This is a genomic window from Chitinophaga pendula (genome assembly GCF_020386615.1).
Taxonomy (GTDB): domain Bacteria; phylum Bacteroidota; class Bacteroidia; order Chitinophagales; family Chitinophagaceae; genus Chitinophaga; species Chitinophaga pendula.
This window is the reverse complement of the sequence record NZ_CP077769.1, coordinates 4,524,507-4,549,243: the sequence shown is the minus strand read 5'-3', so window position 1 is coordinate 4,549,243 and position 24,737 is coordinate 4,524,507. Positions and strand designations below refer to the sequence as shown.

The window sequence follows — 24,737 nt, the reverse complement described above, 5'->3', positions numbered from 1 at the left end:
TGGAGAGGTGGATGCAGGTGTGAAGGATATGTGGTAGGGGAGGCAGTTGATTGGACAGGAAGGAGGATTGGGGGGCTGGTAGGTAGGGGATTGTCCAGTGGTGATGTGGTAGTTATGAAGAACTGGTGGATAACTGGTAGCGGGAGCGCTGCTGAAATTTAGCTAAATTGCGGGCTTATGGAACAATATCTGAAGTTATTACAGCATATACTGGATAATGGGGTGACTAAGTCAGACCGTACGGGTACGGGAACGACAAGTTGTTTTGGTTATCAGATGCGATTTGATCTGCAGGCGGGTTTCCCGGTTGTGACGACGAAGAAGTTGCATTTGAAGTCGATCATTTATGAGTTGTTATGGTTCCTGCAGGGGGATACGAACATTGCTTATCTGAAGGAGCATGGTGTGAGTATCTGGGATGAGTGGGCTGATGCGGAGGGCAACCTGGGGCCTGTGTATGGTAAGCAGTGGCGTAGCTGGGAGACGCGTGACGGGAAGGTGATCGATCAGATCAGTGATGCTGTGAAGCAGATCAAGACGAACCCGGATTCGCGGCGTATTATAGTGAATGCGTGGAATGTGGGGGATCTGCCTGAGATGAAGTTGAGTCCTTGTCATTGTCTGTTCCAGTTTTATGTATCGGAGGGTAAGTTAAGTTGCCAGTTGTACCAGCGTAGTGCGGATGTGTTCCTGGGGGTGCCGTTCAACATTGCTTCCTATGCGTTGCTGACGATGATGATGGCGCAGGTTTGTGACCTGGAGCCCGGGGAGTTCATACATAGTTTCGGGGATGTGCATTTGTACAGTAATCATATTGAGCAGGCGAAGCTGCAGTTAGGCAGGGCTCCTCATGCGTTGCCGGTGATGAAGATCAACCCTTCGGTGAAGGATATCTTCTCGTTCAGGTATGAGGATTTTGAGTTGCAGAATTATCAGTTTCATCCGGCTATCAAGGCGCCGGTGGCTGTCTAATATTTTTTAACACGTTGCTTCCTGTAGGGGAGGAGACTATCATCTACTATTTACATGTTATCTATTATTGTTGCTGCTGCGGAGAACAATGTTATTGGTCTTAATAATGAGTTGCCGTGGCGTATGCCTGCGGATATGCGGTATTTTAAGGATAAGACGTTAGGGCATCCGGTTATTATGGGCCGGAAGTCTTTTGAGGCATTGGGTAAGCCATTGCCGAACCGTCCGAATATTGTGATCACGCGTCAGGCGGATTATGCGCCGGAGGGTGTGTTGGTGGCATCTTCCCTGGATGATGCGATAGCGAAGGCGAATGGCCTGGTGAGTGAAGATGATGATGAGATCTTCATCATTGGTGGTGGTGAGATCTTCCGGGAGGCGATGGCGGTGGTGGACCAGTTGTTTGTGACCCGTATTCATACGGAGGATGTGAAGGGGGATACTTATTTCCCGGATATCAACCTGAATGATTGGGCATTGATCAGTTCTGACCCGCAGAATGCTGATGAGAAGCACGCGTACGATTATACGTTTGAGGTGTGGGTACGTCACTAAATTAATTGTGGGTGGTCGATAAGGGTATGTGATGTTGGTAGGTGTTATTTGGTAATAAACATTTTACCATATGCGATCGGCCCGAAGGTTCTTGTTTCCTGTACTATTAGCGTTTCTATCTGGGGTATATTTTTCCAGTTGTAATAAGCCTGACGGACCTGTTCTTCCCGGGAAGCCCGGTGAGGGGCAGGTGCCATCGGCGCCTCTTCCTTCCGGCGATGGTCCTCATTTGCCGAGTGTTCCTTACGATTATGTGCAGACGGTGCAACAGATGCCCGCTTATTTGTCTGCTTATCTGGCTCATACACCGGGTGTTGACAATACGCCTGTTGACAATCCTATTACCAATACGGGTGCTACTTTAGGCCGGGTATTATTTTACGATAAACATTTATCTGTAAACGACCGTATTTCTTGTGGGTCTTGTCATCATGCGGACAAGGCGTTTACGGACGGGATGAAGTTTTCCACCGGCTTTGACGGGCGGTCGACGCGCCGTAATGCGATGTCTACGGTGAATTTGCGTTTTTTCATGGAGAAGGCGATGTTTTGGGATATGCGGGCTGGGCATTTGGAGGTGCAGACGTTGATGCCGGTGGTAGATCCGGTGGAGATGGGGATGTCTGGTTTGCGGGCATTGGAGGTGAAGTTAGGGCAGCTTAGTTATTATCCTCCTTTATTCCAGGCGGCTTTTGGCAGTCCGGAGGTGACGGAGGAGCGGATGCGGCGGGCGTTGTCGCAGTTTCTGCGATCGATCGTTTCGTTCCGGTCCAAGTATGATGAGGGTTTGGAGAATGGGTTTGTGGATTTCAATGCTGCTGAGTTGCGTGGGAAACGTATTGTGGGAGGGATGCACTGTGGGGAGTGTCATAGTGATCTTTGGTATGTGGGCAACCGGAAGGAGGCGCCTTTTTTGCCAGCGCAGATTCGGGGTTGAATGATATGGGGGTGGGATCGAATAACGGGTTGCAGCTGGATTATGTGGATAAGGGTATTGGGGCGGTGACGGGGAAGGCGGAGGATCAGGGTACTTTTAAGATGCCTTCGTTGCGGAATGTTGAGTTAACGGCACCTTATATGCATGATGGGCGGTTTGGGACGTTGGAGGAGGTGATTGAACATTATAGTAGTGGGGTCAAGAACGGTGTTAATACGGGGATACAGTTGCCCAGGGGAGGGTTCAATTTCAGTGCGCAGGAGAAGGCGGACGTGCTGGCCTTTCTGAAGACGCTGACGGACAAGACGTTGGCGACGAATCCGTTGTATGCGGACCCTTTTAAGCGATGATATTTATTAGCGGAATATAACGGTGCCGAGGCCTTGGGTGAGTTCTCTTTCGAGTTGTTTCAGGTGTTGATGCATCTGGAGGGATGCGAGTTGGGCTTCGGCGGTTTCTGCTTTTTCGCCTTCCTGCTGGTTTTCATGGACCAGCTTTTTTATTTTCCGGAGGATGAGGTAGTTGGTGGTGGATATGGTGTCTTTGAGGTAAGCGTTGTCACCACATACGGTGTTTATTTCGAAGCGTTCTTTCCAGTTGACGCTGAGGTCTGCTTCTTTGTCTTCGAGGATGAGGGCTACTTGTTTGGCTATTTCCAGGTCCTGGTGGTATAGGAACCATTTTTTGTCGGGGGTATTTCCCTGGTCATAGAGGTCTTTATATTCCCGTAGTATTTTTTTGACCATTTCGCTATCAGCCAGTGATTCGAAGTCGTATGGGAGGTTGAAAACGTAGTCGGCGACGGATTTGTTGTCTTCCTGGCTGAAGGGCATATCGCCGAATCGCAGTAATATTTTTACCAGTTCGCGTTCTTGTTTTTCGTCTTTGTTAAAAAGTGCGGCGGCATCGCTGATGCCATTGTCCATGGCTTCGAGGGCTTCCATGGCGGCGATGGCTTCGTCGGGGAGGTCTTCTTCTGCTGTATTATTATTACGGGCATGTTTGAGTTCCTGTTTGGTGAGCCTTTCGCGGATGAATTTATTAACGAGGATGATGAGGCCTTGCTCGTCAATTTTGAGGAGCTGGCTGCACTGGCGGATGTAGTCTTGTTGTTTGGTAAAGTCTTCTGCCTTATCAATTTTGGAGATAGTTTCGGCGATTTCGTTTACCAGTTGGGATTTGCGGTTGGTATCGTTGCCAGCCTCCTGCATGGAGGTCTGGAGTTTAAACAGGATGAAGTCCTGTTTATTGGTCTGGATAAATTCGCGGAAGGCGTCGGCGCCGATTTTTTGTACGTAGCTATCCGGGTCTTCTTTGTCCGGGATGAGAACGAGTTTGACGTTGAGGCCTTCTTCTATGGCGAGGTCGAGGCCGCGGAGGGCGGCTTTAACGCCTGCGTTATCGCCATCGAAGAGGAGGGTGAGGTTGTTAGTAAATTTTTTTATGAGGCGTAGCTGATCGACGGTGAGGGAGGTACCGCTGGAGGAGACTACGTTTTCGATGCCGGCCTGGTGGAGGGAGATGACGTCGGTATATCCTTCTACGAGGAGGCATTCATTTTGTCTGTCGATGGCGTGGCGGGCGTAGTATGCGCCGTATAGGACTTTGCTTTTGAAGTATATTTCATTCTCCGGGGAGTTGATATACTTGGGAGCGCGGTCGGATTTGACGAGGATACGGGCGCCGAAGCCGATGGTTTTGCCGGACTGGTTATGGATGGGGAAGATGACCCTGCCGCGGTAGTTGTCTACGGGTTGGTCATTCCGGATGGTGACGAGGCCGGTTTTCTGGAGGTATTCCAGGTTATATCCTTTAGCGAGGGCTGCTTTGGTGAATGCATCGCGATCGTTGGAGCAGTATCCCAGCTGGAATTTGCGGATGGTTTCTTCGGTGAAGCCTCTTTCTTCGAAGTAGCTGAGGCCAACGTTTTGGCCTTCGTCTGAGGAGAAGAGGTTTTCGGTGAAGTATTCGCGAGCGTAGTTGTTGATGATGTGGAGACTATCGGCGAGGAGCAGTCGTTGTTTGGCTTCTGCGCTGACTTCGGTCTCTTCTATTTCCACATTGTATTTCTGGGCGAGCCAGCGGAGCGCTTCTACGTAGGAGTACTTTTCGTGCTCCATGATAAAGCTGATGGTGTTGCCGCTGGCGCCGCAGCCGAAACATTTGTATATCTCTTTACTGGGGGATACGGTAAATGACGGGGACTTTTCGTTGTGGAAGGGGCACAGGCCGAGGTAGTTGGTTCCGCGTTTTTTGAGTTTGACGAAGGAGCCTACTATTTCGACGATGTCGATACGGTTGAGTATCTGTTGTATGGTCTGTTGTGAGATCATGATCTGGTGCCAACTGCAAACTTAGTCAAAAAACGGCAAATAGGGGGACCGAGGGGGTGATTATGGACATGTTTCGTTAATTATTGATAATTAAGCTGTTGTGAAATGTTTGCTTATAGGTTGTATAAGCGTTGTATAAGCGTTGTATAAGCAATGTATAAGCCAGGTATATCCGTTGTATAGTCATTGTATAAGCTGCTATATGCTTAGCTTATACAATGGCTATACGAATGATACAGGAGTGTTACAGGAATGATATAGGAAAGGAGGGAGGGGATGTAACTTAGTGGTATTGTTGTGCGTTTTATTTCCTGTCTGGCAATTAAAAGCCTTTATCTATGAGATATTTTTACCCCTTATTATTCTTGCTTTTTGTTCCCTGTTTGCTTCAAGCGCAGGCGTCTGCTTATCTGCAGGACGGTAAATTCCCGATGCGTGCGGGTACGTTGATCAGTACTAACCTGGTATCGTTGATGGAGCCTGACGGAGGTTTCAGTATTGCAGTGGAGCGGCGGATGTCGTTGCGATGGGCGATGGTGGTGGAAGGTACGCTGATCACTTACAGTACGGGATCTATGCCTACTCCATTTGCTGCTTTCCGTATCCGGCCGGAGGTGCGTCATTATTTCAAGGGGCGTGTGGGAAAGTACAAGGGCTTTGTGGGGCTGGAGCTGTTATATAAGCAGGTGAGTAACGATGAAGAGGCATTGTCTGCTCATCCGGGTTTGCCGGGGCAGGAGTTGCCGGTACCGGTGAGATATACGCGGGAGCGTCGTTCTGCAGGAGCGGCGATGAAAGTAGGGATGCAGTTGTATTTTGACCGGCAGAAGCGGGTATTGTTTGAGATGTATGCCGGTCTGGGATTGAAATACCGTTGGTTGGATGATGGCGGTGTGGTAATCGGCGGGTTGCAGCAGGTAAAACGCGGAGACTTTTTTGCTTACAATAATGATTACAAAAGTGGTATTCGGCCTAATGTGCCTATCGGGGTAAAGGTGGGTGTTAGGTTAGGGAAGTAGGGGGGAAGTGATCTGCGATGGAGGCTATGGGGATAACTGTGATAAAGAAGTTAATTAATGATGTAGCGTTGGGGCTGGTTTCCGGTGAGCGGGGACGGCGTTATTGGTATACCCTTCAATTTCCCTATATTTGGAAGCCTTCTTTAGCAGCGTTTGGTAAAAAATGTCCGGACGGATGATGAGGGAGGCGGGAACCCAAAAAATTAAACCAATTCAATCTTAATTAGCAATGAAAGAAGTATTTATCGTATCGGTTGCACGTACTCCTATCGGTTCATTCAACGGGGCATTGAGTTCGTTGACGGCGGTACAGCTGGGTGTGATCGCGGTACAGGCGGCGCTGGAGCGTTCCGGGGTAAAAGCGGAACAGGTGAATGAAGTATATATGGGGAATGTGATCAGTGCTAACCTGGGACAGGCACCTGCCAACCAGGTGAGTATACATGCGGGGTTGCCGGTGAATGTACCTTGTACTACTGTGAATAAAGTATGTGCATCTGGTATGAAGGCGATTATGCTGGGAGCGCAAAGCATTCTGCTGGGTGATAATGACATTGTGGTAGCGGGTGGTATGGAGAGTATGAGTAACATTCCTTATTACCTGGATAAGGCCCGTAACGGTTACCGCCTGGGACACGGCGCGATAACGGACGGTATCATCCGGGACGGCCTGTGGGACCCTTATAAAGACTACCATATGGGCAATGCGGCAGAGCTTTGTGCCAGTGAATACAAATTCAGCCGGGAAGACCAGGATGCGTATGCGATCAGCAGTTATAAACGTGCTGCGGCTGCTTATGAAGCAGGTTACTTCCAGGAGGAGATTGTACCGGTGACTGTTCCCGGTAAACAACCGGTGACTGTGACGGAAGATGAAGATTATAAGAAAGTAAATTTCGACAAGATACCTACGTTGAAGCCGACATTCCAGAAGGACGGCACTATTACTGCGGCGAATGCGTCTAACATTAATGACGGTGCTGCTGCGGTGGTGCTGGTAAGTGGTGAGAAGCTGAAAGAGCTGGGGTTGAAGCCGCTGGCACGTATTTTAGGTTTTGCTGATGCTTCGCAGGCGCCTGAATGGTTTACCACTACGCCGGTGAAGGCAATCAACAAGGCGCTGGAGAAAGCTAATCTGCCTTTGTCAGAAATAGATTATGCGGAGATCAACGAGGCATTTTCCTGTGTGCCGCTGGCTAACCAGCGCGACCTGAATTTGCCTGCTGAGTGTGTGAATGTATGGGGTGGTGCAGTGTCTATGGGGCATCCCATCGGCTGTAGCGGCGCCCGTATCGTAGTAACGCTGACCTCTATACTGAAACAGCGCGGCGGCCGTTATGGCGTGGCTGGTATCTGTAACGGTGGTGGTGGCGCCAGTGCGATCGTGATAGAACGCGTACAATAGTATTCCTGAGAGATAAAAATTGTGGCAGGTGGGGTGCAATTGCGCTCCACCTGTTTTTTTTACTGGCGTTCGTAACCAGGTTGTGGCGCTTTGAGTGAGATAATGGTATCGTAGCGGGTATTATCGCTGAGGGTGATGTGGATGCTATCGGTATTGAGTTTTTGCAGGCGGATATCGTGTGGGTTGATCTGCCGGGAGATGACGTCATGCGTAGTTTTTTCGAAGAGCCAGTATTTATGTTCTATGATGCTGAAGGCCGGGTATCGGGATACGATGGGGACAGTATACGTTTGGAGACAGACCTGGTTGTCGACCGGGTACCGTTTGACATTGCCATCGGCTAGTAAGTATACAGACAGCATGATGGTAAATATGCGTGTGAATGGGAGGAGGAGGCCGATGAGCAGGAGGAAGGGGAAGGCGAAGAAGGCTGCGAGGTATACTTTTTTACCAGATATTTCTTTAGGGGAGAGGCCATATACGATCATACCGGAACCGGCGTATAGGGACAGGATGATACGATTGGTGAAAGCGCCTTTGAAGCTGTATTCCCCCAGCCACAGCAGGGCACAGCAGATGACGGCGAACAGGAAAAGCAGGTGGATGTACCAGGTGATGGCGGTGATAAAGGGAGCTTTGACCTTTTTGATCTTACAGGAGAGTGCTGTGAGGAAGCAAAGGGTGAGTATTACGACTGTTGTCATAGGATAGGCTGTTAGGTATAGGGAATGCTAAGATATGTATTATTTAGATAATATTTAATAGGTTTAAATTTTCGTGATTATCAGGTACACTTATGGGGACTGTTCTTAGTAATGGTGGCAGGTACGTGGCCAGCACCGGTTATTTTTAGTACATTCGATATAACAACCCTTATCCCGGTAAACCCCAGGATGTACTATGAAAACAGCTGCTGATCGTTCTACGAAAGACCATATCGCTGTGGCGATGGCCAACACCCGTAAAAGGCAGGCATCAGGTGTCAGTATCGGCCAACCGGCGTCCTTTCAGCTACTGGCGGATAAAAGTGTGCAAGTGGGCCAGGCGCATTCTTATCAGTTAATGGCAAACCAAAGTGTGCAGGTGAAGCAGGCAAGTGCTTTTCAGGTGCTGGCAGACAATCGTATACAAGAAGGACCATCCAGAAAACTACAGCCGGAGGGAAGTTCCCAACCGGTAGTGCAGCGTGTAACGCTGGGTCAGGAAGAAGCGTTCAAGGTCCTTAAGGAAAAGGTGGATAAGAGGCAAGGATCAGCGGAGGAATTGTTGAGCGAAATAAATGAGATGACTGGTGTATTGGAGAAAGACCGGACTGCGAGGGGCAAGATACTACTCGGGAAACTGGCGGGCATGAAGGTGGCCCTTAGCGGTAAGCAGCCTCTTTCACCGGATACGTTGGGGAAACCAACCGTAATATCCGGGTCAGGCGCGAAAAAGCCTGTCAGCAGACCTGCCCCCCTTTCATCTAAAAATGTTCGCATATTCAGTCGTCCGCAGCAACCAGGTATTACGAAAGCGGCGGCGGGTACTGTACCGCCTGTGCAAAGCGGCAGCATCGGTACCCAATTGGCGGAGTTGGGTTTTACGCGGATACCGACGGTGGGAGATGGGAACTGTAGCATTCATGCGTTGCTGGGGCAGGAAAACCAGGACGGCGAGCTGGAATGTGTAAATGCCCAGGAGGTCAGGGGGCTTCTTGCGGATGAGTATGAGCAAGGGCAATTGGTGGGAGGAGCCATGGAGAAAATGGCCTATGCACACGAGAATACGATCGGTACCTATTCGACTAAGTTATTGCAGGACTATCAACAAGGAGCTATTACGGATGTGGCGCAAGGGGATGTAAAGGAGCGACAAGGAGCTATCACTGCTGTGTCGCCAGCGGTGGCGCAAGGGGATGTAAAAGGTAAAGGGAAAGAAGGGAAGGACGTGAAGGCGGCTCAGCAGGGGCTGAGCCTGGCGCAGCTGGAAAACAACCTGCGAGAAGCTATACGTGTTGTTAATATCGGCCATTTTGAGGAAGGGATCGTTCGAAAAGTGCAGGCAAGTACTTTTGATCAGATCATGGATGGCAGGAGCGGAGCTGAGATATTGGCGGCACTTAAAGTAAGCACGGTTATCAATGCTGATGATACTGTCAAAGATATCGACGCGAGATTGTTCCCATCAGAATTGGAAGACAAGACTGGTAATATACAAGCGTTGTTGAGGCCATATATAACGGGGAAAACGGATAACCGGATGTTTGTGCAGCGGGCTATGGCTGATCCTGGTGTACAGGCAGCGTATATGGCGTTACTCCGGCACCAGCATTACTGGCTTTCTGCTGAGGAACTACAGGCGCTTGCGATACAACGAGGAAAGAGTGTCCAGCTTTTTGAAAATGTGTTAGGCCGTATTCAGGAGACGGCTCCTGTGAATGAAGGGGAACAGCGGACACCCATTCCGATCTATTCCAGCGGTACCCACTTTGAGCGGCTCGGGCCCCGTGTCAGTGGCTCTTCCAGTGGGGAGGTACGTACGACGGAGGTACCATCTGATAAATTGCAACCTCATTTGTATACGGCTGCGCAACAGCGATATCACACGCCATTCAAAAGGTCGATGCACCAGGCACCTACCAGTGAAAAGCTTAGGGCGAGGCATGTGCATGGCCTTGGGCATGGTATCCGTGTGGCGGCGAGTGTATTGAGTTTGTTGCATAAAATATCGGAACAACACGCCATCAAATTTGCCCAGGATGATCTGCATATAAAAGCATTATCGATGGCTGCGCTCTGGCATGATGCCGCCAATGAAGCGGAGGACGATAAAATGGATGAAGCAAAACATGCGCAGCTGTTTACGCAACAGCTAGATCCTTTGTGTGAATTAATATCTCCGGCGGAAAGGGAGGCTTATTTATGGGCCAGGGATTGTTTGCAACTGAAAGGCAAGGTCGCTGGTATCAAGCCCCGGCAGCGGACGTGGGAGGACCTGTCTGCGGAAGAACAAGGGGCTGCTATTATTGCCGGAGCGGATTCGTATGAGTATGTGCGTACGTATGACCCGATGAAGAAGAAGTATGCTCCCAGCAGGAATGTGCTCGTTAATGTAGGGGCGCTGGATGCGAAGCAGGACGGTGCGCATGCTGATGCGGTCATTGACCTCATCTTACATACCGGTGGTAATACTGTGGGGGCAAAAATACCCGGCGGAGCTACCCGTCCTGAACAGCTGGCCACCTATTTTGAGTTTCATGGTATCAGGGCTGTGCGGGAGAAGGAAGGAGCGATCGGTAAGGCATTTGAGGTATTTCTGCAAACGGTGCCACCGGAAAAGGCTGCTGAGATTATGGGTATTTTTTCCGGGTGGGGTACTGGAGAAAGTGGTAGCAGGATTAGGGTATCGCCCGTTAAAAAGCCGGTGGCCGGCGGTGGCCAGCCCCGCTCTTCTTCTGTGGAGACGAAGGTAAAGGTGATATCTGCGCCTACGATTAAGCCACGTTCATCGGGCGGTGTGCTAGGGGCTACTTCCGGCCGGCGTAAACCCGGAGTTCCTGTAAAGGAATCGGCAGGCTCTCAGAAAAAGCGGGTGATCAACTTTTTCCCGAGGGATGCGGAAGGGAAGCGTACGCCTGGTACCCAGGCGAAGGACGGGATGTATAATCAAGGGCGTGCGCCGGATTTCAGAGAAGACAGATCCGGGAAGACGATACCGGTCGATGTTGAGCAAACATTGGCTTTGGTACACGGTATTTCAACCCAGCATGTAGGTAGTACTTTTAAGCGAGGGTATCTTTCCAGTGCCTATATGAGGGAGGGGCCTTTTGGGAAATACAGTCGGACGGCGGATAAACTGGGAGGCGGAGGTCTGGCTGTATATACCAGAGCTGTTGGTAAAGGTCATAGGAAGTGGCCGGCAACGGGGACGGGAGTAGGCAGTAGCGGAAGTAAGACACAGATCGTGTTATCTCCTTCTCTGCTGGTTACGAAGGAGCTTGTCTGGCGGCATAGTTCTACGGACCTCAAGGGAAATCTGCCTGGGGGAGAGGGGTTAAGGGCACATAAAGACAAGGATAGCTTTGATTACTGGGAGCAGCAGTCGGAAGGGATGAGGAACCGTGCGTTTAATGATACGGTCGGGGCCTCGTCCTTGACGGGTCTGGAGAACAATGAGCAGACCTTTTGGGCACAAATACCGTTGGCGGGCAATGTGTTGGCTATTGTCTGCAGCTCGGTCGCTGATCAGCAGGCTATCATTGCGGCGATAGGAAGTGGTCCGGAGCGGGGTACTGTGAGCTACGAGGGGCATATTATCCGTGTCATTGTCGCTGGTGATCAACAATCGCTGCTGGAAGTGCTTACGGTACGGGAGGAGGCTGTAATTGCGAATGAAGGGGAGGCAGATGATCAAAGTTCGGGTGAATGAGCTATCCGGATGTTCGGAGGGCGCGGTGTGGCCAGGTGTTGGGATTCTTTGGGGAACGCTTTGCTTTTTTCGCCAACAAACGATATTTTTGCCCTGCCTTTGAAAAATGAGGTGGATTAAATTTCAAACTTTATTACGAATAGCATGCGTCAGATAGCTTTCAGACAAGCCTTAAGAGAAGCCCTCCAGGAAGAGATGCGCCGCGATGAGCGGGTATTCCTTATGGGGGAGGAAGTAGCCGAATATAATGGCGCCTATAAAGTAAGCCAGGGTATGCTGGACGAGTTTGGTGCTAAGCGGGTGATAGATACCCCGATTGCCGAGCTGGGTTTTGCTGCGATTGGCGTAGGTGCTGCGCAAAACGGGTTGCGTCCCGTAGTGGAGTTCATGACCTGGAACTTTGCGGTGCTGGCTTTGGACCAGATATTGAATACTGCCTCGAAGATGCTGGCGATGAGCGGCGGTCAGGTGGGATGTCCTATTGTGTTCCGTGGGCCTAACGGCAGTGCGGGTCAGCTGGGGGCTCAGCACTCTACTGCATTTGAAAGTTATTATGCGAATATACCTGGTCTGAAAGTGGTGTCGGTATCTAATCCATATGATGCGAAGGGGCTGTTGAAGGCTGCGATCCGTGATGACGACCCGGTTGTTTTCATGGAGAGCGAGGTGATGTATGGTGACATGGGTGAGGTACCTGAGGAAGAGTATATCATTCCGATCGGCAAGGCGGATATTAAGCGTGCCGGTAAGGATGTGACCATCGTATCCTTCAACAAGATGATGAAAGTGGCTTTGGGTGCTGCTGAGGAGCTGGCTAAGGAAGGTATTGAAGCGGAGGTGATTGACCTGCGTACGATCCGTCCTTTGGACTGGTTTACGATCCTGGAGTCTGTTAAGAAGACGAACCGGCTGGTGATCGTCGAGGAGCAGTGGCCTTTCTCCAGTGTTTCTTCCGAGATCACATATCGTATCCAGAAGGAAGGATTTGACTACCTGGATGCTCCGATCCGTCGTATCACTGCTGCGGATGCGCCTATGCACTATGCGCCTAACCTGGTGAAACTGTACCTGCCTGATGTAGAGCGTACGGTGAAGCTGGTGAAGGAAGTGATGTATATGAAGAAATAGCAGGTATCTATTCCTTTACTTTATAAGAGAATCCCCGTCTTGCGTTGGCAGGACGGGGATTTTTATGTTAGGCTGGGAGGGTATACTTCAGCCGAAGAGGTCGCTGGAGAGGTATCTGTCGCCCCGGTCGCAGATGATGCAGACGATGGTGCCTTTATCTAGTTCCTGCGCGAGGCGGAGGGCGGCGGATACGGCACCGCCGCTGCTCATGCCGCAGAAGATGGCTTCTTCGCGGGCGAGGCGGCGGGTTGTCTGGCGGGCTTCTTCTTCTGCGATATCCATGATACGGTCTACGCGATTGCGGTCGAATATTTTGGGCAGGTAATCTTCGGGCCATTTGCGGATACCGGGTATTTTGGAGCCATCGGTGGGTTGGCAGCCTACGATCTGGATGTCCGGGTTTTGTTCTTTGAGGAACCGGGAGCAGCCCATGATGGTGCCAGTGGTGCCCATGGCGCTGACGAAGTGGGTGATCTGCTGTTGGGTGTCTCTCCATATTTCGGGCCCGGTGGTACGGTAGTGCATGCCGTAGTTGTCCGGGTTGGCGAACTGATTGAGCATGTGGTAGCCCCCTTTGGCGACTTGAGCATGTGCGTAGTCGATGGCGCCTTCCATGGATTGTTCTTTGGGGGTAAGGATGACTTTGGCGCCGAAGGCTTCCATGGTGAGGACGCGTTCGCGGGTGGCATCTTCGGGCATGACGAGTTCGATCTGTACGTCGAAGAGGTTGGCGATCATAGCGAGGGCGATGCCGGTATTGCCGCTGGTGGCTTCGATGAGTTTGGTACCAGGTTGCAATTCTCCTCTGTCGAGGGCGCCTTTGATCATACCGTAGGCGGCGCGGTCTTTTACGCTTCCTCCCGGGTTATTTCCTTCCAGTTTGGCATAGATGGTGACACCGGGATTGGGATTAAGCTTAGTCAGTGCTACCAGGGGTGTGTTTCCCACCTGGTCCAGTATAGCGTGCATATTATGAGTCATTTTTATTGTCAGTACATATTTTCCACGATGTTCATGCTGCCATCGGCTTTGTAGTAGATCCGGGAGAAGGGGGCTGTGCTTTTGATGAGCCAGACATTACCTCCGATCACGCTATGGTGGCCTACGATGGTATCTCCGCCGAGGATGGTGGCGCCTGCATAGATGACTACATGTTCTTCGATGGTGGGATGACGTTTGCTTTTGGCCATATTTTTATCGATGCTAAGGGCGCCGAGGGTAACGCCCTGATAGAGTTTCACATGTGGTCCGATATGGGTGGTTTCGCCGATGACGATACCGGTGCCATGGTCGATGCAGAAATAGGGGGCGATGGTAGCTGCGGGGTGGATATCGATACCGGTGCGGGCATGTGCCTGTTCGGTAATGATACGGGGCAGCAGTGGTATGTTAAGGAGGTGGAGGGTATGCGCGATGCGATAGAATGCGATGGCATAGAATCCCGGGTATGCCCTGATGACTTCATAGAAGCAGGTAGCGGCCGGGTCTCCCTGGTAAATGGCGGCGGCATCTTTGGAGAGGTCTTCATAGATGCCAGGTACTGCTTCCATAAATTGGGCTGCCAGTTCGGCGGCAGGGGCCGGTAATTGTTGTTGCATGATGAGCAGTAGTTGTTCCAGTTCTATCTGCAGCGTGAATGCGTAACGGGCCAGTTCTTCTTCATCTGGGATGACTTTGCCCGTATGTTCGGGGAATAGCCAGTTGATGAGATTATTGACAAAGCCATTGACTGTTTCCGTAGATGGATAGGTGTTGGCAGCCGCCCATTGGTGCCGACTTTTTAGTTCTTCCAGTAATTTTTTCATGTGCCTACCTGATTACAGGTTTTTGGATGCCGATTGTATATGAAATTACGTATAAAGCCTGTAAAATTGGTAGACTATTCCTAAATAAATTTGGGTGTGTATAAATGGCGGCGGTGGCTTTGCCGTAGTTGATTTATTTTGTTGCTGTTTATTACCCCCAATAACTTATCACCTATGTACAAGTACTATATCATCTTTTCGCTCAGCCTGCTGGCTATTTCCCATCCTATAAAAGCCCAGAATAAGTTAGAGGCCACCGGCCATGCGGGTATTGGCACGACAAGTCCCCGGGAGAAGCTGGAGGTAGCCAATAGCGGGGCAGCCTATATATTGATCAGCAATAGCAATGACGTATTGGCGCCAGCTGGAGGTATCCGGTTTGATATGGCGGGTACGGAGACGGGGCGTATTGAGAGTGAGCGGGTAGCAGCTGCGGGTAGGGCCAGTGCATTAAAGTTTAATGTAAGGTCAGAGACATCCCTGAAGGAGGGGATGCGAATTGATCAGAATGGTATGGTAGGTATTGGAACGACAGTGCCGGAGGCGGGACTGCATGTGTCCAGTGTAAGTTTGACGACGGGTATCCGGTTGGCGGCTGTATTGGGTAATTCCTGGGATGATTGGACAGCATTTGGCGGTACTACCGGTGGTCGGATCAGGGGGAGTAACGAGGGATACCTGGTATTGGAATCTAATAAAAACGGATCGAACAATATGATTGGGTTGAACCTGGGTTCTCCGGGTAATGTGCTGATGGTTACTGGTGGGGGTAATGTGGGTATCGGCACTGCGAAGCCGAAGGAGAAGTTGACTGTAGACGGTAAGATACTGGCGAAGAGCATCCGGGTATCGTTAAAGCCTGAGGACTGGCCGGATTATGTATTTGCCGCTACTTTTTAGAACCGGGCGAGTTGGTTGGAGTAGAAGGTCCATTCGGGAGTATAGAGTATTTCGCTGTTGGGGGCGGTGTACCAGGGGGATAGGGCAGGATCGTTGGGATTGCGGAGGATGTGGATATCCTGGGCGGGCATATAGCTTTGGGCGAGGAGGAATGCTTTATGGCCATTTTTATCGGTGGCGACGTCCATGACGATGACGGCATGGCCGGGGGTTCCCCCTTTGATGAAGACATCGCCCGGTTGGATGTGCTGTAGGCCGGTGATGCGGGAAAGGTCCCGGGCCAGTGATTGGGTGCCTGCGAAGCTGAAGACGGTTTCCAGGTAGTTGAGGAAGGAGGCGCGGTTGTCGGCGGGAGTGGCCATCATCACTTTGGAGAGGCGGTTGTTGTGTAGTTTAAAGCGGTAGCCTTTTGTCCAGCTTTTGTAGTCGAGCAAGGTGCCATCGGTGGCGTGGAAGGCGATGCGGTCGATAGCGCCCTGTTGATAGAGGAATTCGGCCCGCAGACGGATGACGGCATCGGCGCATTGCTGGAGGTCTTTATTGCCGACGGAGATATCGAGTACGGCGAATTGGGCGGTTTGGTTCCGTTTGGGATGGCCGTTGAACAGATAGACGGTATTATTTGTTTTTAGCGGCAGTTTGCGGAGCCAGCCGGTGAATTCGTTGCCTTGGGGGCGTTGATAACCGGGAGGTGCGGGAATGGCGGCCACATTAGCGGGCGGATGGGAGGTAGCTGCTGTTGTGGAGGCGGATATGGCCGGGGAGGTATTGTTGGACGTCGCAGGTTGCCGGCAGGATAACAAGGTAGCCATGAGGCTACCGAGGATGAAGGCAGTAGTAGTCATGGAAAAAAGGTTTATCTTAAGATGGCAGATAGCGGGAAGTGCATATCTGAAGGTGTTACTTTAACACTGTTTTAACAATGCAGCAAATTTGGGCGTCGGCGTGTGCATTCCTGATAGTTTCTTTAATTTTGGCCCTGTTTTGCCGGCAGGGTGTGTATGAAGGCAGCGCCCGGGACCGGAATTATTCTAACACTTAAAACCACATATGGCCAACATTCTAATAATAGATGATGAGAAAAGTATCCGCAAGACGTTGTCTGAGATCCTGAGCTATGAAGGATATAAAGTAGAGGAGGCAGCAGACGGCGCGGAGGGGTTCCGTATGTTCAAGGAGAAGCAATATGATGCGATCCTTTGTGATATTAAGATGCCGAAGATGGACGGACTTGAGTTTTTGGAGAAGGCGAAGGAGGCGAACCCTGATATTCCTATCATCATGGTGTCGGGTCATGGCAATATAGATACAGCTGTAGAGGCGGTGAAGAAGGGGGCTTATGATTATATTTCCAAGCCACCGGATCTGAACCGGTTGTTGATAACGCTGCGTAATGCGATGGATAAGACTACGTTGGTAGCGGAGACGAAGACCTTGCGTCGTAAGGTAAGTAAGGCGTTGGAGATGATCGGTGAATCGGGGCCTATTGTTAAGATCAAGGAGACGATCGAGAAGGTGGCGCCTACTGATGCGCGTGTGTTGATCACGGGTGAGAACGGGGTAGGTAAGGAATTGGTGGCGCGTTGGCTGCATGAGCGCAGCAATCGTGCAACGGGCCCGATGGTAGAGGTGAACTGTGCGGCTATTCCCAGTGAATTGATCGAGAGTGAGTTATTTGGTCATGAGAAAGGTTCTTTTACGTCTGCGGTGAAGCAGCGTATCGGCAAGTTCGAGCAGGCGAGTGGCGGTACCCTGTTTCTCGATGAGATCGGGGATATGAGCCTCAGTGCGCAGGCGAAGGTGTTACGGGCTTTGCAGGAGGGTAAGATCACGCGTGTGGGCGGTGATAAGGAGATTGGTGTGGATGTGCGCGTGGTGGCGGCTACGAACAAGGACCTGTTAAAAGAAGTAGAGGACAAAAATTTCCGTCTTGACCTGTATCACCGGTTGAGTGTGATATTGATACACGTACCCTCGTTAAATGATCGCCGAGAGGATATTCCCGCGTTGGTAGAGCATTTTCTGGTGAATGTGTGCAACGAGTATGGTATTGCGAAGAAGGGGGTGGATAAGGACGGAATGAAGGCTTTGCAGCAGCATGACTGGTCGGGTAATATCCGGGAGTTGCGTAATGTGGTGGAGCGGTTGGTGATATTGTCCGGTAAGACGATCACTGCGGAGGATGTGGAGGATTATGTGACCCCCAGCCGGGAGCGGAAAAAAGTAAATCCATAAAGTACCTTTTGTATGCAACGACACCTGTATATGATCAGCGGTCTCGGTGCGGATGAGCGGATGTTCAGCCGGCTGGTATTTCCTCCGGGGTATACGGTGCATTTTTTACCTTGGCTGAAGCCGAGGACGGAGGAGCCGATCGTTGATTATGCGCGTCGTATGGCAGCGGGTATTGATCCTGCCCATACGGATGTAACGATGCTGGGGCTTTCATTTGGCGGGATCATGAGCCAGGAGATTGCGCGTTTGCGGCCTGTCAGCAAGATCGTGTTGATCAGCAGTATCAAACATACGAAGGAGAAGCCGCCATACTTTAACTGGGCGCGTCAGTTGAAGCTGCATCATTTGCCTGACCTGGTATTATACCGGCACCGGCACCTGGTGGTGCAGCATTTTCTGAATGTGAAGGGGAAGGAGGAGAAGGCGTTGCTAAAAGAGTACCTACGTGACCGTAGTTTTGATGATCTTCGTTGGTCTGTTAATACGGTGTTGCACTGGCAGCAGGAGGAGGTAGCGGCGCCGATAGTGCATATTCATGGGGCGAAGGATCTGACTTTTCCACTTCGTTTTGTACAGCCGACCTATACAATTGCCGATGGCGGTCATTTTATGGTATTAGACCGGGCGGAGGCGATCAGTCCTATTCTTCAGGAGATATTGGCTGGGTGAGAGGTGTCTGATATGCCGGTTGATTTAACCATATTTTAAGAAAACTTTGATGACCGGTACTAGGACGGTTGTTACATAATGTTATATTTGTTCTTTTTAAATATCTATTAAAGACTTATGAATCTGGCATTCTGGAAAAGAAATAAAGACGGACAACCGAAGAAGAAGAAATCAGCGTTGAGGGAGTGGCTGGACGCGGCGGTATTTGCGATTATTGCGGCTACGTTGATCCGTACCTTTATCTTTGAGGCGTATACGATCCCTACTCCATCTATGGAAAAGACCTTATTGGTGAATGATTTTCTGTTTGTGAGCAAGGTCAGTTATGGTCCCCGCATTCCGATGACGCCTTTGGCAGTGCCTTTTACGCATCATACTTTACCATTTACACAGTATTCCAAAGCTTATTCTGAAGCGGTAAAGTGGCCTTACAAGCGGCTTCCCGGTTTTTCTGATATCAAACGTAATGATGTAGTGGTATTTAATTTCCCGGAGGGAGATACGGTAGCGCTGGAGCAGCAGGAGCAGAGTTATTACGGGCTGGTACGTGCTTTTGGCCGTGATGCGGTATGGAGTCAATATCATATTACTTCCCGTCCGGTGGATAAGCGGGAGAATTATATCAAACGTTGCCTGGCGGAAGCTGGTGATACTTTGAGTATCAAGAACGGCGTGGTGTATGTGAATGGTGCGCAGGCGCCGATACCACCAGCTAGTGAGCGTAAGTATTGGGTGCAGACGAATGGGGATCCGTTGAATCCTTCCAGGCTGGATGAGTTGGATATCACGCCTAATCCTGACCAGACGTATCCTGACGGGTTGTTCAAATATAACCTTACGCAGTCTGATGCGGCGGTGTTGAAGACATTCCCGGTGGTGAAGCGTGTGGAGTCTTATGTGGATGAGGATAATGCAGATCCTAATGTATTTCCTTTTGACACGCTGCATCACAAATGGAGCCAGGATAATTTCGGGCCGTTGTATATTCCGAAGAAGGGTGCTACTGTGAAGTTGGACGAAAGTAATATTGCTATTTACGACCGTGTGATCCGGGTGTATGAAGGTAATACGCTGGAGCAGAAGAATGGCCAGTTCATCATTAATGGCCAGACGACGGATAATTATACCTTTAAGATGAACTATTACTGGATGATGGGTGACAATCGTCATAATTCGCTGGATTCGCGGTATTGGGGATTTGTACCGGAGGATCATGTGGTGGGTAAGGCCTGGTTGATCTGGATGAGTTATGGCAAGGGTAGTATCCGGTGGAGCCGTTTGTTCCGTACGATCAAGTAGGGAGATATTTTCGGACTTTAATTTATTTATTATACCCTCCGGGGGTCAAATCCCGGAGGGTTTTTTAATCTGGTAATATGAAAAAACTGCAGCAAGTATTTGAAATAGACAGTTATGATGATATAACGATGCTGCCGGCGGATGATGCTGCTTTGCTGACGAAGGCCCGGGCGGTGACGTCGCAGGCGTATGCTCCTTATTCCCGGTTTCATGTGGGGGCGATATTACAGTTGGCCAATGGGGAGTTGGTGAATGGAACGAACCAGGAGAATGCTTCTTACCCGGCGGGTATTTGTGCGGAGCGGGTAGGGTTATCGGCTGCTGCTTCGTTGTATCCAGGGGTGCCGGTATCGGTGATTGCTATCAGTTATCATAATCACAATGTGGAGGGCGCGAGTGGGCGGCCTATTTCGCCCTGTGGCATTTGCCGGCAGTCGCTGGCGGAGCAGCAGGCGCGGCAGTCCAGTCCTATACGGTTGATCCTGAGTGGGCAGGAAGGCGCCATCTATGTGATACCTAATGCGGCGGATCTGTTGCCTTTGTCGTTTTCTGCATCAGACATGGAATAAATAGCACATACGGGGCAGGCGGATGTATGGGATCGTTTTATATCTTTGGATGGACCATATCCGCCTGCTGCGGTAATTGCGATTATTATGTGCGGCCGGCATATGGTGATGATAACCATAACCACCTATGACCTATTGCCGTATCCTACTACTATGGCTGATATTGGGATGTATAATGCCCATCGGCCCTGTCAGCGCTTATTTTTCTCCTGCGCTGAGAGATAAAGCACGTACACTTTACAAGGAGGGATTAGCCCTGAAGCGGGAAGGCCATTTACAGGAGGCCCGCCGGTGTTTTGCGGCTGCGGTTGCGCGCCAGCAGGATTTTTACGAGGCTCACCTGGAGCTGGGGCATGTTTATTTGTTGCTAGATCAGCCGGCGGCTGCGCGGGAGCATTACCAGCAGGTGTTGCGACGCTCTTCTCCATTGCCGGATGTTTTCCGCGGACTAGCTGCTGCCAGTTATGCGCTTGGTGATTATGCGGCGGTGCCTGGTTATTGCGAGCGGGCGGCGCCGGGCGGCAATCCGCCATTGTGGTTGCTGGCGGGTAAGAGCTATTTTCACCTGGGGCAGTATGATGCTGCGGTGGCGATGCTTACACTGGCGGTTGCGCACGGTGCGATCCCTGTGAGCGAGGTATACCTGTACCTGGGGATGGCTTCGTTGCAACTTGGGGATACGGCGGGTGGTATTGCGGAGTTGCGGAAGGCATGTGCGATACAGCCCTGTGATACGGCTATCTTATTCCAGCTGGCGCACGCCTGTTATCAGCAAGGGGATTATACGGCGGCGGTGGGGTATTGGCAGGAATTGCTGGCTATTTTGCCAGAGCATGCTTTTGCTGCCTATATGTTAGGCAAGTCGTATATCGGTATGGGGCAGACGGCATTGGGTCAGTCCTGGTGTGAGCGTGCGTTGCAATAGTCATCAAAAAAATCCCCGCACCATCACAGGATGATGCGGGGAGGTAATGTGTTGTTATATTTTACATCCTTTCGGGAACGGCGATCCCCAGTAGCTGCATCGCCTGAGCGATGGTACTGGCCGTGAGGGTGATCAGCTGTATACGCAATATCTTCTTTTCTTCAGATTCTGCTCCGAGTACGGAGTAGGTATATTTCCCTTCCACTTTTTCCGCATAGAAGCTATTGAATTTCTGGGCGAGCTGGAAGGCGTAGTTGGCGACTACTGCCGGGCTCATTTCTTTCTGTGCATCTTCGAGGATGGTGCCGAACTGTTCGTTGAGTATGATCAGTTCTTTTTCCAGCGGGAGTAACGGTGAGGAGGCTACGAAGTTGTCGATGCCTTGCTGTGGGCCTGCTTCGCGGAGGATGGATTTGATACGGGCGTGTGCATACTGGATGAACGGGCCTGTAAAGCCATGCAGGTCGATGGATTCTTCCGGGTTGAAGATCATTTTCTTTTTAGGATCTACCCGGAGGAGGAAAAACTTCATGGCACCCAGGCCGATCATGTTATAGAGTTGCTGTAGTTCTTCTTCGGGGAAGTCTTTCAGCTTATTGGAATCTTTGGTATGTTCGGCGGCGGTAGTGACCATTTCGGTAACCATGTCGTCGGCATCCACGACGGTACCTTCCCGGCTTTTCATGCGGCCATGTGGGAGTTCCACCATGCCATAGCTGAGGTGGAAGATACCATCGGCGCAGGGTTCCTGTAATTTTTCGAGGATAAGTTTGAGTACTTTGAAGTGGTAGTTCTGTTCATCTGCAACGACTACGATGCTTTGGTCCATGTGGTAGTCGTCGTATTTGATACGGAAGGTACCCAGGTCCTGGGTCATGTATACGGAGGTGCCGTTACCGCGGAGGAGGAGTTTTTCATCGAGGCCATCGGCGGTGAGGTCTATCCATACGGAGTTATCGTTTTTGCGGAAGAGTACTTCTTTCCGGAGTCCTTTTTCCACCAGTTCTTTTCCGAGGAGGTAGGTATCGCTTTCGTAGTACATTTTATCGAAGCTGACGCCCAGTTTGCGATAGGTTTCGTCGAAGCCCTGGTATACCCAACTGTTCATGGTGGCCCACAGTGCTCTTACTTCGGGGTTGCCGGCTTCCCATTGTTCGAGCATGATCCTGGCTTGCTGCATGATCTCGGTTTTGTTGCGTGCCAGTTCTTTGATCTCGTCCATTATTTTGGCCTCTTTGTCTTCGTCCTGCTGTACTTCTGGTTTATGCAGGGCGGTGGCCAGTTTTTCGATCCGTTCCAGTTCGGCGCCATCGAAGTCCTGGAAGTTGTTTTCCAGCACGTTGGCGATGATGGGTTCTGCCTGTTCTTTGAGGATGGATTCGAATTTGACGTAGTAATCTCCGACGAGGTGATCGCCTTTGATGCCGGTAGAGGCGGGGGTATCTCCATGGGCATAGAGTTGCCATGCCAGCATGGATTTACAGATGTGTATACCTCTATCGTTGACGAGATTTGTTTTGATCACTTCGTTTCCGTTGGCTTTGAGTATCTCGGAGATAGAGAATCCCAGGAAGTTATTACGGAGGTGGCCGAGGTGCAGTGGTTTATTGGTATTGGGGGAGGAGAATTCCACCATGATCTTTTTGCCGTTGGGGGCTTTGATGCCCGGTTGCGGGTTGGTGAATTCTTTCCGGAGGAAGTTGTTCCAGAAGGCGTCGTTGATGCGGAGGTTCAGGAATCCTTTTACGACGTTGAAACCGGCGATGAGTTCGGAGAAGTGAGTGACCAGGTACTGACCTAACTGCTGGCCGGTTTCTTCTGGTTTTTGCCGGCTAAAGCGGGTAAAGGCGAATACGACGATGGTGTATTCTCCTTCGAATTCGGGTTTGGTAGAATTGATGGCAATATCCTGGATGGACATTTCCTGTTGGTATAGCGCCTTGATAGCCTGTACAGCTGCAGTTCTGATGGTTTGTACCACACTCATGTTGAAAACAATTAATACAAAAAATAGACTGCAAATCTAATGATTCCCTCAGCAATATTATTACCCGGTATTGTGTAGGGTCGTGTTCTTTTTATGTAGGGGGATAAAAAACAAAAAAGGTGAGGGTACTGACCCTCACCTTTTTTGTTTTAGGATGATATTACTATTAATACAAAGTGAATTCCACGCGTCTGTTCTTTTGGCGGCCTGCGGCAGTTTTGTTAGAAGCGATGGGCTGTGTCATGCCATAGCCTACGGCTTCTATTTTGGAGGGGTTGGCTCCTTTGCTGACGAGGTATGCTTTTACGGACTCTGCGCGGTCTTTGGAGAGGATCATATTTTTATCGGCTTTGCCTACGTTGTCGGTGTGGCCGGCTAGTTTGAGGCTGAATCCTTTTGTTTTCAGCATTTCGGCCACTCTGTCGAGGGAAGCGTAGGAGGATGGTTTGATGCTGGATTTGGCTGTTTCGAATTCGAGGTTTTGGATAGCATCTCTTACGAGGCGGCGGTCTTCTTCTGTCACAGTGACCTGTACTGTTTTAGGTGTGGTATCTTTTGGCAGTTCGCAGCCGGCGCCATCTACGCGGCTACCTGCGGGGGTGCCTGGGCATTTGTCGAACACATCGGAAACGCCGTCGCCGTCGCTGTCTTTGAGGAGTTTTTCCATTTCAGCGGTGAGGCGGGCACTGTTGCTACGGGAGGCATTGAGTTCCTGTTGCAGTTGTGCTTTTTGGGCCAGGAGGTCATCGTAGAGTACGGCGGCGGGGTTCTGCCATGCCAGTTGTGGTTTACTTCTGGAGCCGAGGCTGAATTCGAGGCCGGCGTAGCCATAGGAATATTTATCGCGACTGGAGCCATAGTAGAATCCATCGAGGTTATCGCCATCGACGAAGTTCATGGTATATCCCAGGTCGAGGTTGATGAAGTCTGACAGTTTGAATTTGGCGCCTACGCCTACGGGAACGAAGAATTCTTTGATAGTACCGCTTGGTTTATATTCTTCTGTGGTGTTATTGTTCCTGGTGAGGGTCGGGTTGTAGCCGGCGATACCACCACCGAGAGTAACGAACAGCTGTGCGAAGCTTTGGCGATGTAGCCAGTTGATGGTGGCGATATTGGCCTGGGCGCTAAGGGCGGCTGTCCATTTTAATTTAGTTTCAAAGGATTTGTAGGGACGATTAGGATTGTCGCCATTGCCGAGTTTGTTGTCGTTATTGGCGGTGAGTTTGCCACCTACAAAGTCGGCACGGATGGCTAAAGCATGTAAGAGCTGCCATTTGACATAGGCACCATAACCTGCGGAGACTTTCCATTTGGTGAAGTCGTTGCCACCGCCGGTGGCTACTACGGGGGCGAGGAGACCGCCATTCACACCGATGGACCAGGTTCTGTAGCTTTTTTGGCCATTGAAGATGCCGGTTTTTGCGGGAGTGGGTTCCGTTTGTGCTTTGGTGAGCAGGGGGAAGGCTAAGGCCAGCATGGATAGACCCCTCGTGATTGTGGATGTTTTCATAAATTTAAAAGGTTAGAGGTTAGTTATACTACACATTATCGAACAGAAATCAAGGTATCGGGGTAATTAGGGGGGC

The 24,737-nt window shown here is 50.6% G+C and carries 21 protein-coding genes; 14 read left to right on the top strand and 7 right to left on the bottom strand.

The window, feature by feature from the left end:
* The first annotated feature begins 177 nt into the window (after positions 1 to 177).
* The 4 genes from KTO58_RS16220 (at position 178) to KTO58_RS16205 (ending at position 2,814) form a co-directional block, all read left to right on the top strand.
* The gene (locus KTO58_RS16220) at positions 178 to 972 is read left to right on the top strand and encodes a thymidylate synthase (RefSeq protein WP_095838364.1); all 795 of its coding nucleotides are present in this window, start codon (positions 178 to 180) and stop codon (positions 970 to 972) included.
* A gap of 54 nt (positions 973 to 1,026) precedes the next feature.
* Positions 1,027 to 1,527 carry a dihydrofolate reductase gene (locus tag KTO58_RS16215; RefSeq protein WP_095838365.1) on the top strand — a complete coding sequence of 167 codons (501 nt, stop codon included), beginning with the start codon at positions 1,027 to 1,029 and terminating at the stop codon, positions 1,525 to 1,527.
* Between the two features lie 70 nt (positions 1,528 to 1,597).
* Entirely contained in the window at positions 1,598 to 2,464 is an 867-nt protein-coding gene (locus KTO58_RS16210; protein WP_095838366.1) for a cytochrome-c peroxidase, read from the top strand.
* Entirely contained in the window at positions 2,407 to 2,814 is a 408-nt protein-coding gene (locus KTO58_RS16205) for a cytochrome-c peroxidase (RefSeq protein ID WP_225860287.1), read from the top strand. Before KTO58_RS16210 ends, KTO58_RS16205 begins: the two co-directional genes overlap by 58 nt.
* Positions 2,815 to 2,820: 6 nt before the next feature.
* Here KTO58_RS16205 and dnaG read toward each other — a convergent pair whose 3' ends face one another.
* Positions 2,821 to 4,797 (bottom strand): DNA primase, encoded by a 1,977-nt coding sequence (gene dnaG / locus KTO58_RS16200; protein ID WP_225859789.1) that lies wholly within the window; start codon positions 4,795 to 4,797, stop codon positions 2,821 to 2,823.
* 338 nt (positions 4,798 to 5,135) lie between these two features.
* On the opposite strand from dnaG, the gene KTO58_RS16195 reads away from it, so the two are divergent.
* Together KTO58_RS16195 and KTO58_RS16190 are read left to right on the top strand one after the other, a co-directional pair.
* Positions 5,136 to 5,816 carry a hypothetical protein gene (locus KTO58_RS16195; protein WP_095838369.1) on the top strand — a complete coding sequence of 227 codons (681 nt, stop codon included), beginning with the start codon at positions 5,136 to 5,138 and terminating at the stop codon, positions 5,814 to 5,816.
* 229 nt (positions 5,817 to 6,045) lie between these two features.
* Positions 6,046 to 7,221, top strand: a complete 1,176-nt coding sequence (locus KTO58_RS16190) for an acetyl-CoA C-acyltransferase (RefSeq protein ID WP_095838370.1) — start codon at positions 6,046 to 6,048, stop codon at positions 7,219 to 7,221.
* A 59-nt stretch (positions 7,222 to 7,280) separates the two neighbouring features.
* Here KTO58_RS16190 and KTO58_RS16185 read toward each other — a convergent pair whose 3' ends face one another.
* Positions 7,281 to 7,925: a hypothetical protein gene (locus KTO58_RS16185; RefSeq protein WP_095838371.1), complete on the bottom strand. Its 645-nt coding sequence runs from the start codon at positions 7,923 to 7,925 to the stop codon at positions 7,281 to 7,283.
* 196 nt (positions 7,926 to 8,121) lie between these two features.
* Between KTO58_RS16185 and KTO58_RS16180 the strand changes: the two genes are divergently transcribed.
* Together KTO58_RS16180 and KTO58_RS16175 are read left to right on the top strand one after the other, a co-directional pair.
* Positions 8,122 to 11,631: a hypothetical protein gene (locus KTO58_RS16180; protein ID WP_095838372.1), complete on the top strand. Its 3,510-nt coding sequence runs from the start codon at positions 8,122 to 8,124 to the stop codon at positions 11,629 to 11,631.
* Positions 11,632 to 11,775: 144 nt separating this feature from the next.
* Entirely contained in the window at positions 11,776 to 12,759 is a 984-nt protein-coding gene (locus KTO58_RS16175; protein WP_095838373.1) for a pyruvate dehydrogenase complex E1 component subunit beta, read from the top strand.
* Positions 12,760 to 12,846: 87 nt separating this feature from the next.
* On the opposite strand, the gene cysM is transcribed toward KTO58_RS16175, so the two are convergent.
* Positions 12,847 to 13,728 carry a cysteine synthase CysM gene (cysM, locus tag KTO58_RS16170; RefSeq protein WP_095838374.1) on the bottom strand — a complete coding sequence of 294 codons (882 nt, stop codon included), beginning with the start codon at positions 13,726 to 13,728 and terminating at the stop codon, positions 12,847 to 12,849.
* A gap of 20 nt (positions 13,729 to 13,748) precedes the next feature.
* Entirely contained in the window at positions 13,749 to 14,564 is an 816-nt protein-coding gene (locus KTO58_RS16165; protein ID WP_095838375.1) for a serine O-acetyltransferase, read from the bottom strand.
* Positions 14,565 to 14,738: 174 nt separating this feature from the next.
* On the opposite strand from KTO58_RS16165, the gene KTO58_RS16160 reads away from it, so the two are divergent.
* Entirely contained in the window at positions 14,739 to 15,464 is a 726-nt protein-coding gene (locus KTO58_RS16160; protein WP_095838376.1) for a hypothetical protein, read from the top strand.
* On the opposite strand, the gene KTO58_RS16155 is transcribed toward KTO58_RS16160, so the two are convergent.
* Complete coding sequence (locus tag KTO58_RS16155) at positions 15,461 to 16,309, bottom strand: DUF4846 domain-containing protein (protein ID WP_095838377.1); 849 nt, start codon at positions 16,307 to 16,309, stop codon at positions 15,461 to 15,463. The two genes, KTO58_RS16160 and KTO58_RS16155, sit on opposite strands and share 4 nt — an antisense overlap.
* Before the next feature lie 205 nt (positions 16,310 to 16,514).
* Between KTO58_RS16155 and KTO58_RS16150 the strand changes: the two genes are divergently transcribed.
* The 5 genes from KTO58_RS16150 (at position 16,515) to KTO58_RS16130 (ending at position 21,161) form a co-directional block, all read left to right on the top strand.
* Complete coding sequence (locus tag KTO58_RS16150) at positions 16,515 to 17,699, top strand: sigma-54-dependent transcriptional regulator (protein ID WP_095838378.1); 1,185 nt, start codon at positions 16,515 to 16,517, stop codon at positions 17,697 to 17,699.
* Between the two features lie 12 nt (positions 17,700 to 17,711).
* The gene (locus KTO58_RS16145) at positions 17,712 to 18,368 is read left to right on the top strand and encodes an alpha/beta fold hydrolase (protein ID WP_157752906.1); all 657 of its coding nucleotides are present in this window, start codon (positions 17,712 to 17,714) and stop codon (positions 18,366 to 18,368) included.
* A gap of 117 nt (positions 18,369 to 18,485) precedes the next feature.
* A complete protein-coding gene (lepB, locus tag KTO58_RS16140) occupies positions 18,486 to 19,667 on the top strand; it encodes a signal peptidase I (RefSeq protein WP_095838380.1) in 1,182 nt (393 codons plus the stop codon).
* 77 nt (positions 19,668 to 19,744) lie between these two features.
* Entirely contained in the window at positions 19,745 to 20,236 is a 492-nt protein-coding gene (locus tag KTO58_RS16135) for a cytidine deaminase (protein ID WP_095838381.1), read from the top strand.
* A gap of 127 nt (positions 20,237 to 20,363) precedes the next feature.
* Positions 20,364 to 21,161, top strand: coding sequence for a tetratricopeptide repeat protein (locus KTO58_RS16130; protein ID WP_095838382.1), 798 nt, complete (start codon positions 20,364 to 20,366; stop codon positions 21,159 to 21,161).
* A 61-nt stretch (positions 21,162 to 21,222) separates the two neighbouring features.
* Here KTO58_RS16130 and argS read toward each other — a convergent pair whose 3' ends face one another.
* Both argS and KTO58_RS16120 read right to left on the bottom strand, forming a co-directional pair.
* Positions 21,223 to 23,148 carry an arginine--tRNA ligase gene (argS, locus tag KTO58_RS16125; protein WP_095838383.1) on the bottom strand — a complete coding sequence of 642 codons (1,926 nt, stop codon included), beginning with the start codon at positions 23,146 to 23,148 and terminating at the stop codon, positions 21,223 to 21,225.
* Between the two features lie 166 nt (positions 23,149 to 23,314).
* Positions 23,315 to 24,661 carry an OmpA family protein gene (locus KTO58_RS16120; RefSeq protein ID WP_095838384.1) on the bottom strand — a complete coding sequence of 449 codons (1,347 nt, stop codon included), beginning with the start codon at positions 24,659 to 24,661 and terminating at the stop codon, positions 23,315 to 23,317.
* Positions 24,662 to 24,737 lie beyond the last annotated feature (76 nt).

What these genes read in the sequence shown, in the direction of transcription:
- KTO58_RS16220 (WP_095838364.1), top strand. Translation starts at nt 178, where the DNA reads ATGGAACAATATCTGAAGTTATTACAGCATATACTGGATAATGGGGTG.
- KTO58_RS16215 (WP_095838365.1), top strand. Translation starts at nt 1,027, where the DNA reads ATGTTATCTATTATTGTTGCTGCTGCGGAGAACAATGTTATTGGTCTT.
- KTO58_RS16210 (WP_095838366.1), top strand. Translation starts at nt 1,598, where the DNA reads ATGCGATCGGCCCGAAGGTTCTTGTTTCCTGTACTATTAGCGTTTCTA.
- dnaG (WP_225859789.1), bottom strand. Translation starts at nt 4,797, where the DNA reads ATGATCTCACAACAGACCATACAACAGATACTCAACCGTATCGACATC.
- KTO58_RS16195 (WP_095838369.1), top strand. Translation starts at nt 5,136, where the DNA reads ATGAGATATTTTTACCCCTTATTATTCTTGCTTTTTGTTCCCTGTTTG.
- KTO58_RS16190 (WP_095838370.1), top strand. Translation starts at nt 6,046, where the DNA reads ATGAAAGAAGTATTTATCGTATCGGTTGCACGTACTCCTATCGGTTCA.
- KTO58_RS16185 (WP_095838371.1), bottom strand. Translation starts at nt 7,925, where the DNA reads ATGACAACAGTCGTAATACTCACCCTTTGCTTCCTCACAGCACTCTCC.
- KTO58_RS16180 (WP_095838372.1), top strand. Translation starts at nt 8,122, where the DNA reads ATGAAAACAGCTGCTGATCGTTCTACGAAAGACCATATCGCTGTGGCG.
- KTO58_RS16175 (WP_095838373.1), top strand. Translation starts at nt 11,776, where the DNA reads ATGCGTCAGATAGCTTTCAGACAAGCCTTAAGAGAAGCCCTCCAGGAA.
- cysM (WP_095838374.1), bottom strand. Translation starts at nt 13,728, where the DNA reads ATGCACGCTATACTGGACCAGGTGGGAAACACACCCCTGGTAGCACTG.
- KTO58_RS16165 (WP_095838375.1), bottom strand. Translation starts at nt 14,564, where the DNA reads ATGAAAAAATTACTGGAAGAACTAAAAAGTCGGCACCAATGGGCGGCT.
- KTO58_RS16160 (WP_095838376.1), top strand. Translation starts at nt 14,739, where the DNA reads ATGTACAAGTACTATATCATCTTTTCGCTCAGCCTGCTGGCTATTTCC.
- KTO58_RS16155 (WP_095838377.1), bottom strand. Translation starts at nt 16,309, where the DNA reads ATGACTACTACTGCCTTCATCCTCGGTAGCCTCATGGCTACCTTGTTA.
- KTO58_RS16150 (WP_095838378.1), top strand. Translation starts at nt 16,515, where the DNA reads ATGGCCAACATTCTAATAATAGATGATGAGAAAAGTATCCGCAAGACG.
- KTO58_RS16145 (WP_157752906.1), top strand. Translation starts at nt 17,712, where the DNA reads ATGCAACGACACCTGTATATGATCAGCGGTCTCGGTGCGGATGAGCGG.
- lepB (WP_095838380.1), top strand. Translation starts at nt 18,486, where the DNA reads ATGAATCTGGCATTCTGGAAAAGAAATAAAGACGGACAACCGAAGAAG.
- KTO58_RS16135 (WP_095838381.1), top strand. Translation starts at nt 19,745, where the DNA reads ATGAAAAAACTGCAGCAAGTATTTGAAATAGACAGTTATGATGATATA.
- KTO58_RS16130 (WP_095838382.1), top strand. Translation starts at nt 20,364, where the DNA reads ATGACCTATTGCCGTATCCTACTACTATGGCTGATATTGGGATGTATA.
- argS (WP_095838383.1), bottom strand. Translation starts at nt 23,148, where the DNA reads ATGAGTGTGGTACAAACCATCAGAACTGCAGCTGTACAGGCTATCAAG.
- KTO58_RS16120 (WP_095838384.1), bottom strand. Translation starts at nt 24,661, where the DNA reads ATGAAAACATCCACAATCACGAGGGGTCTATCCATGCTGGCCTTAGCC.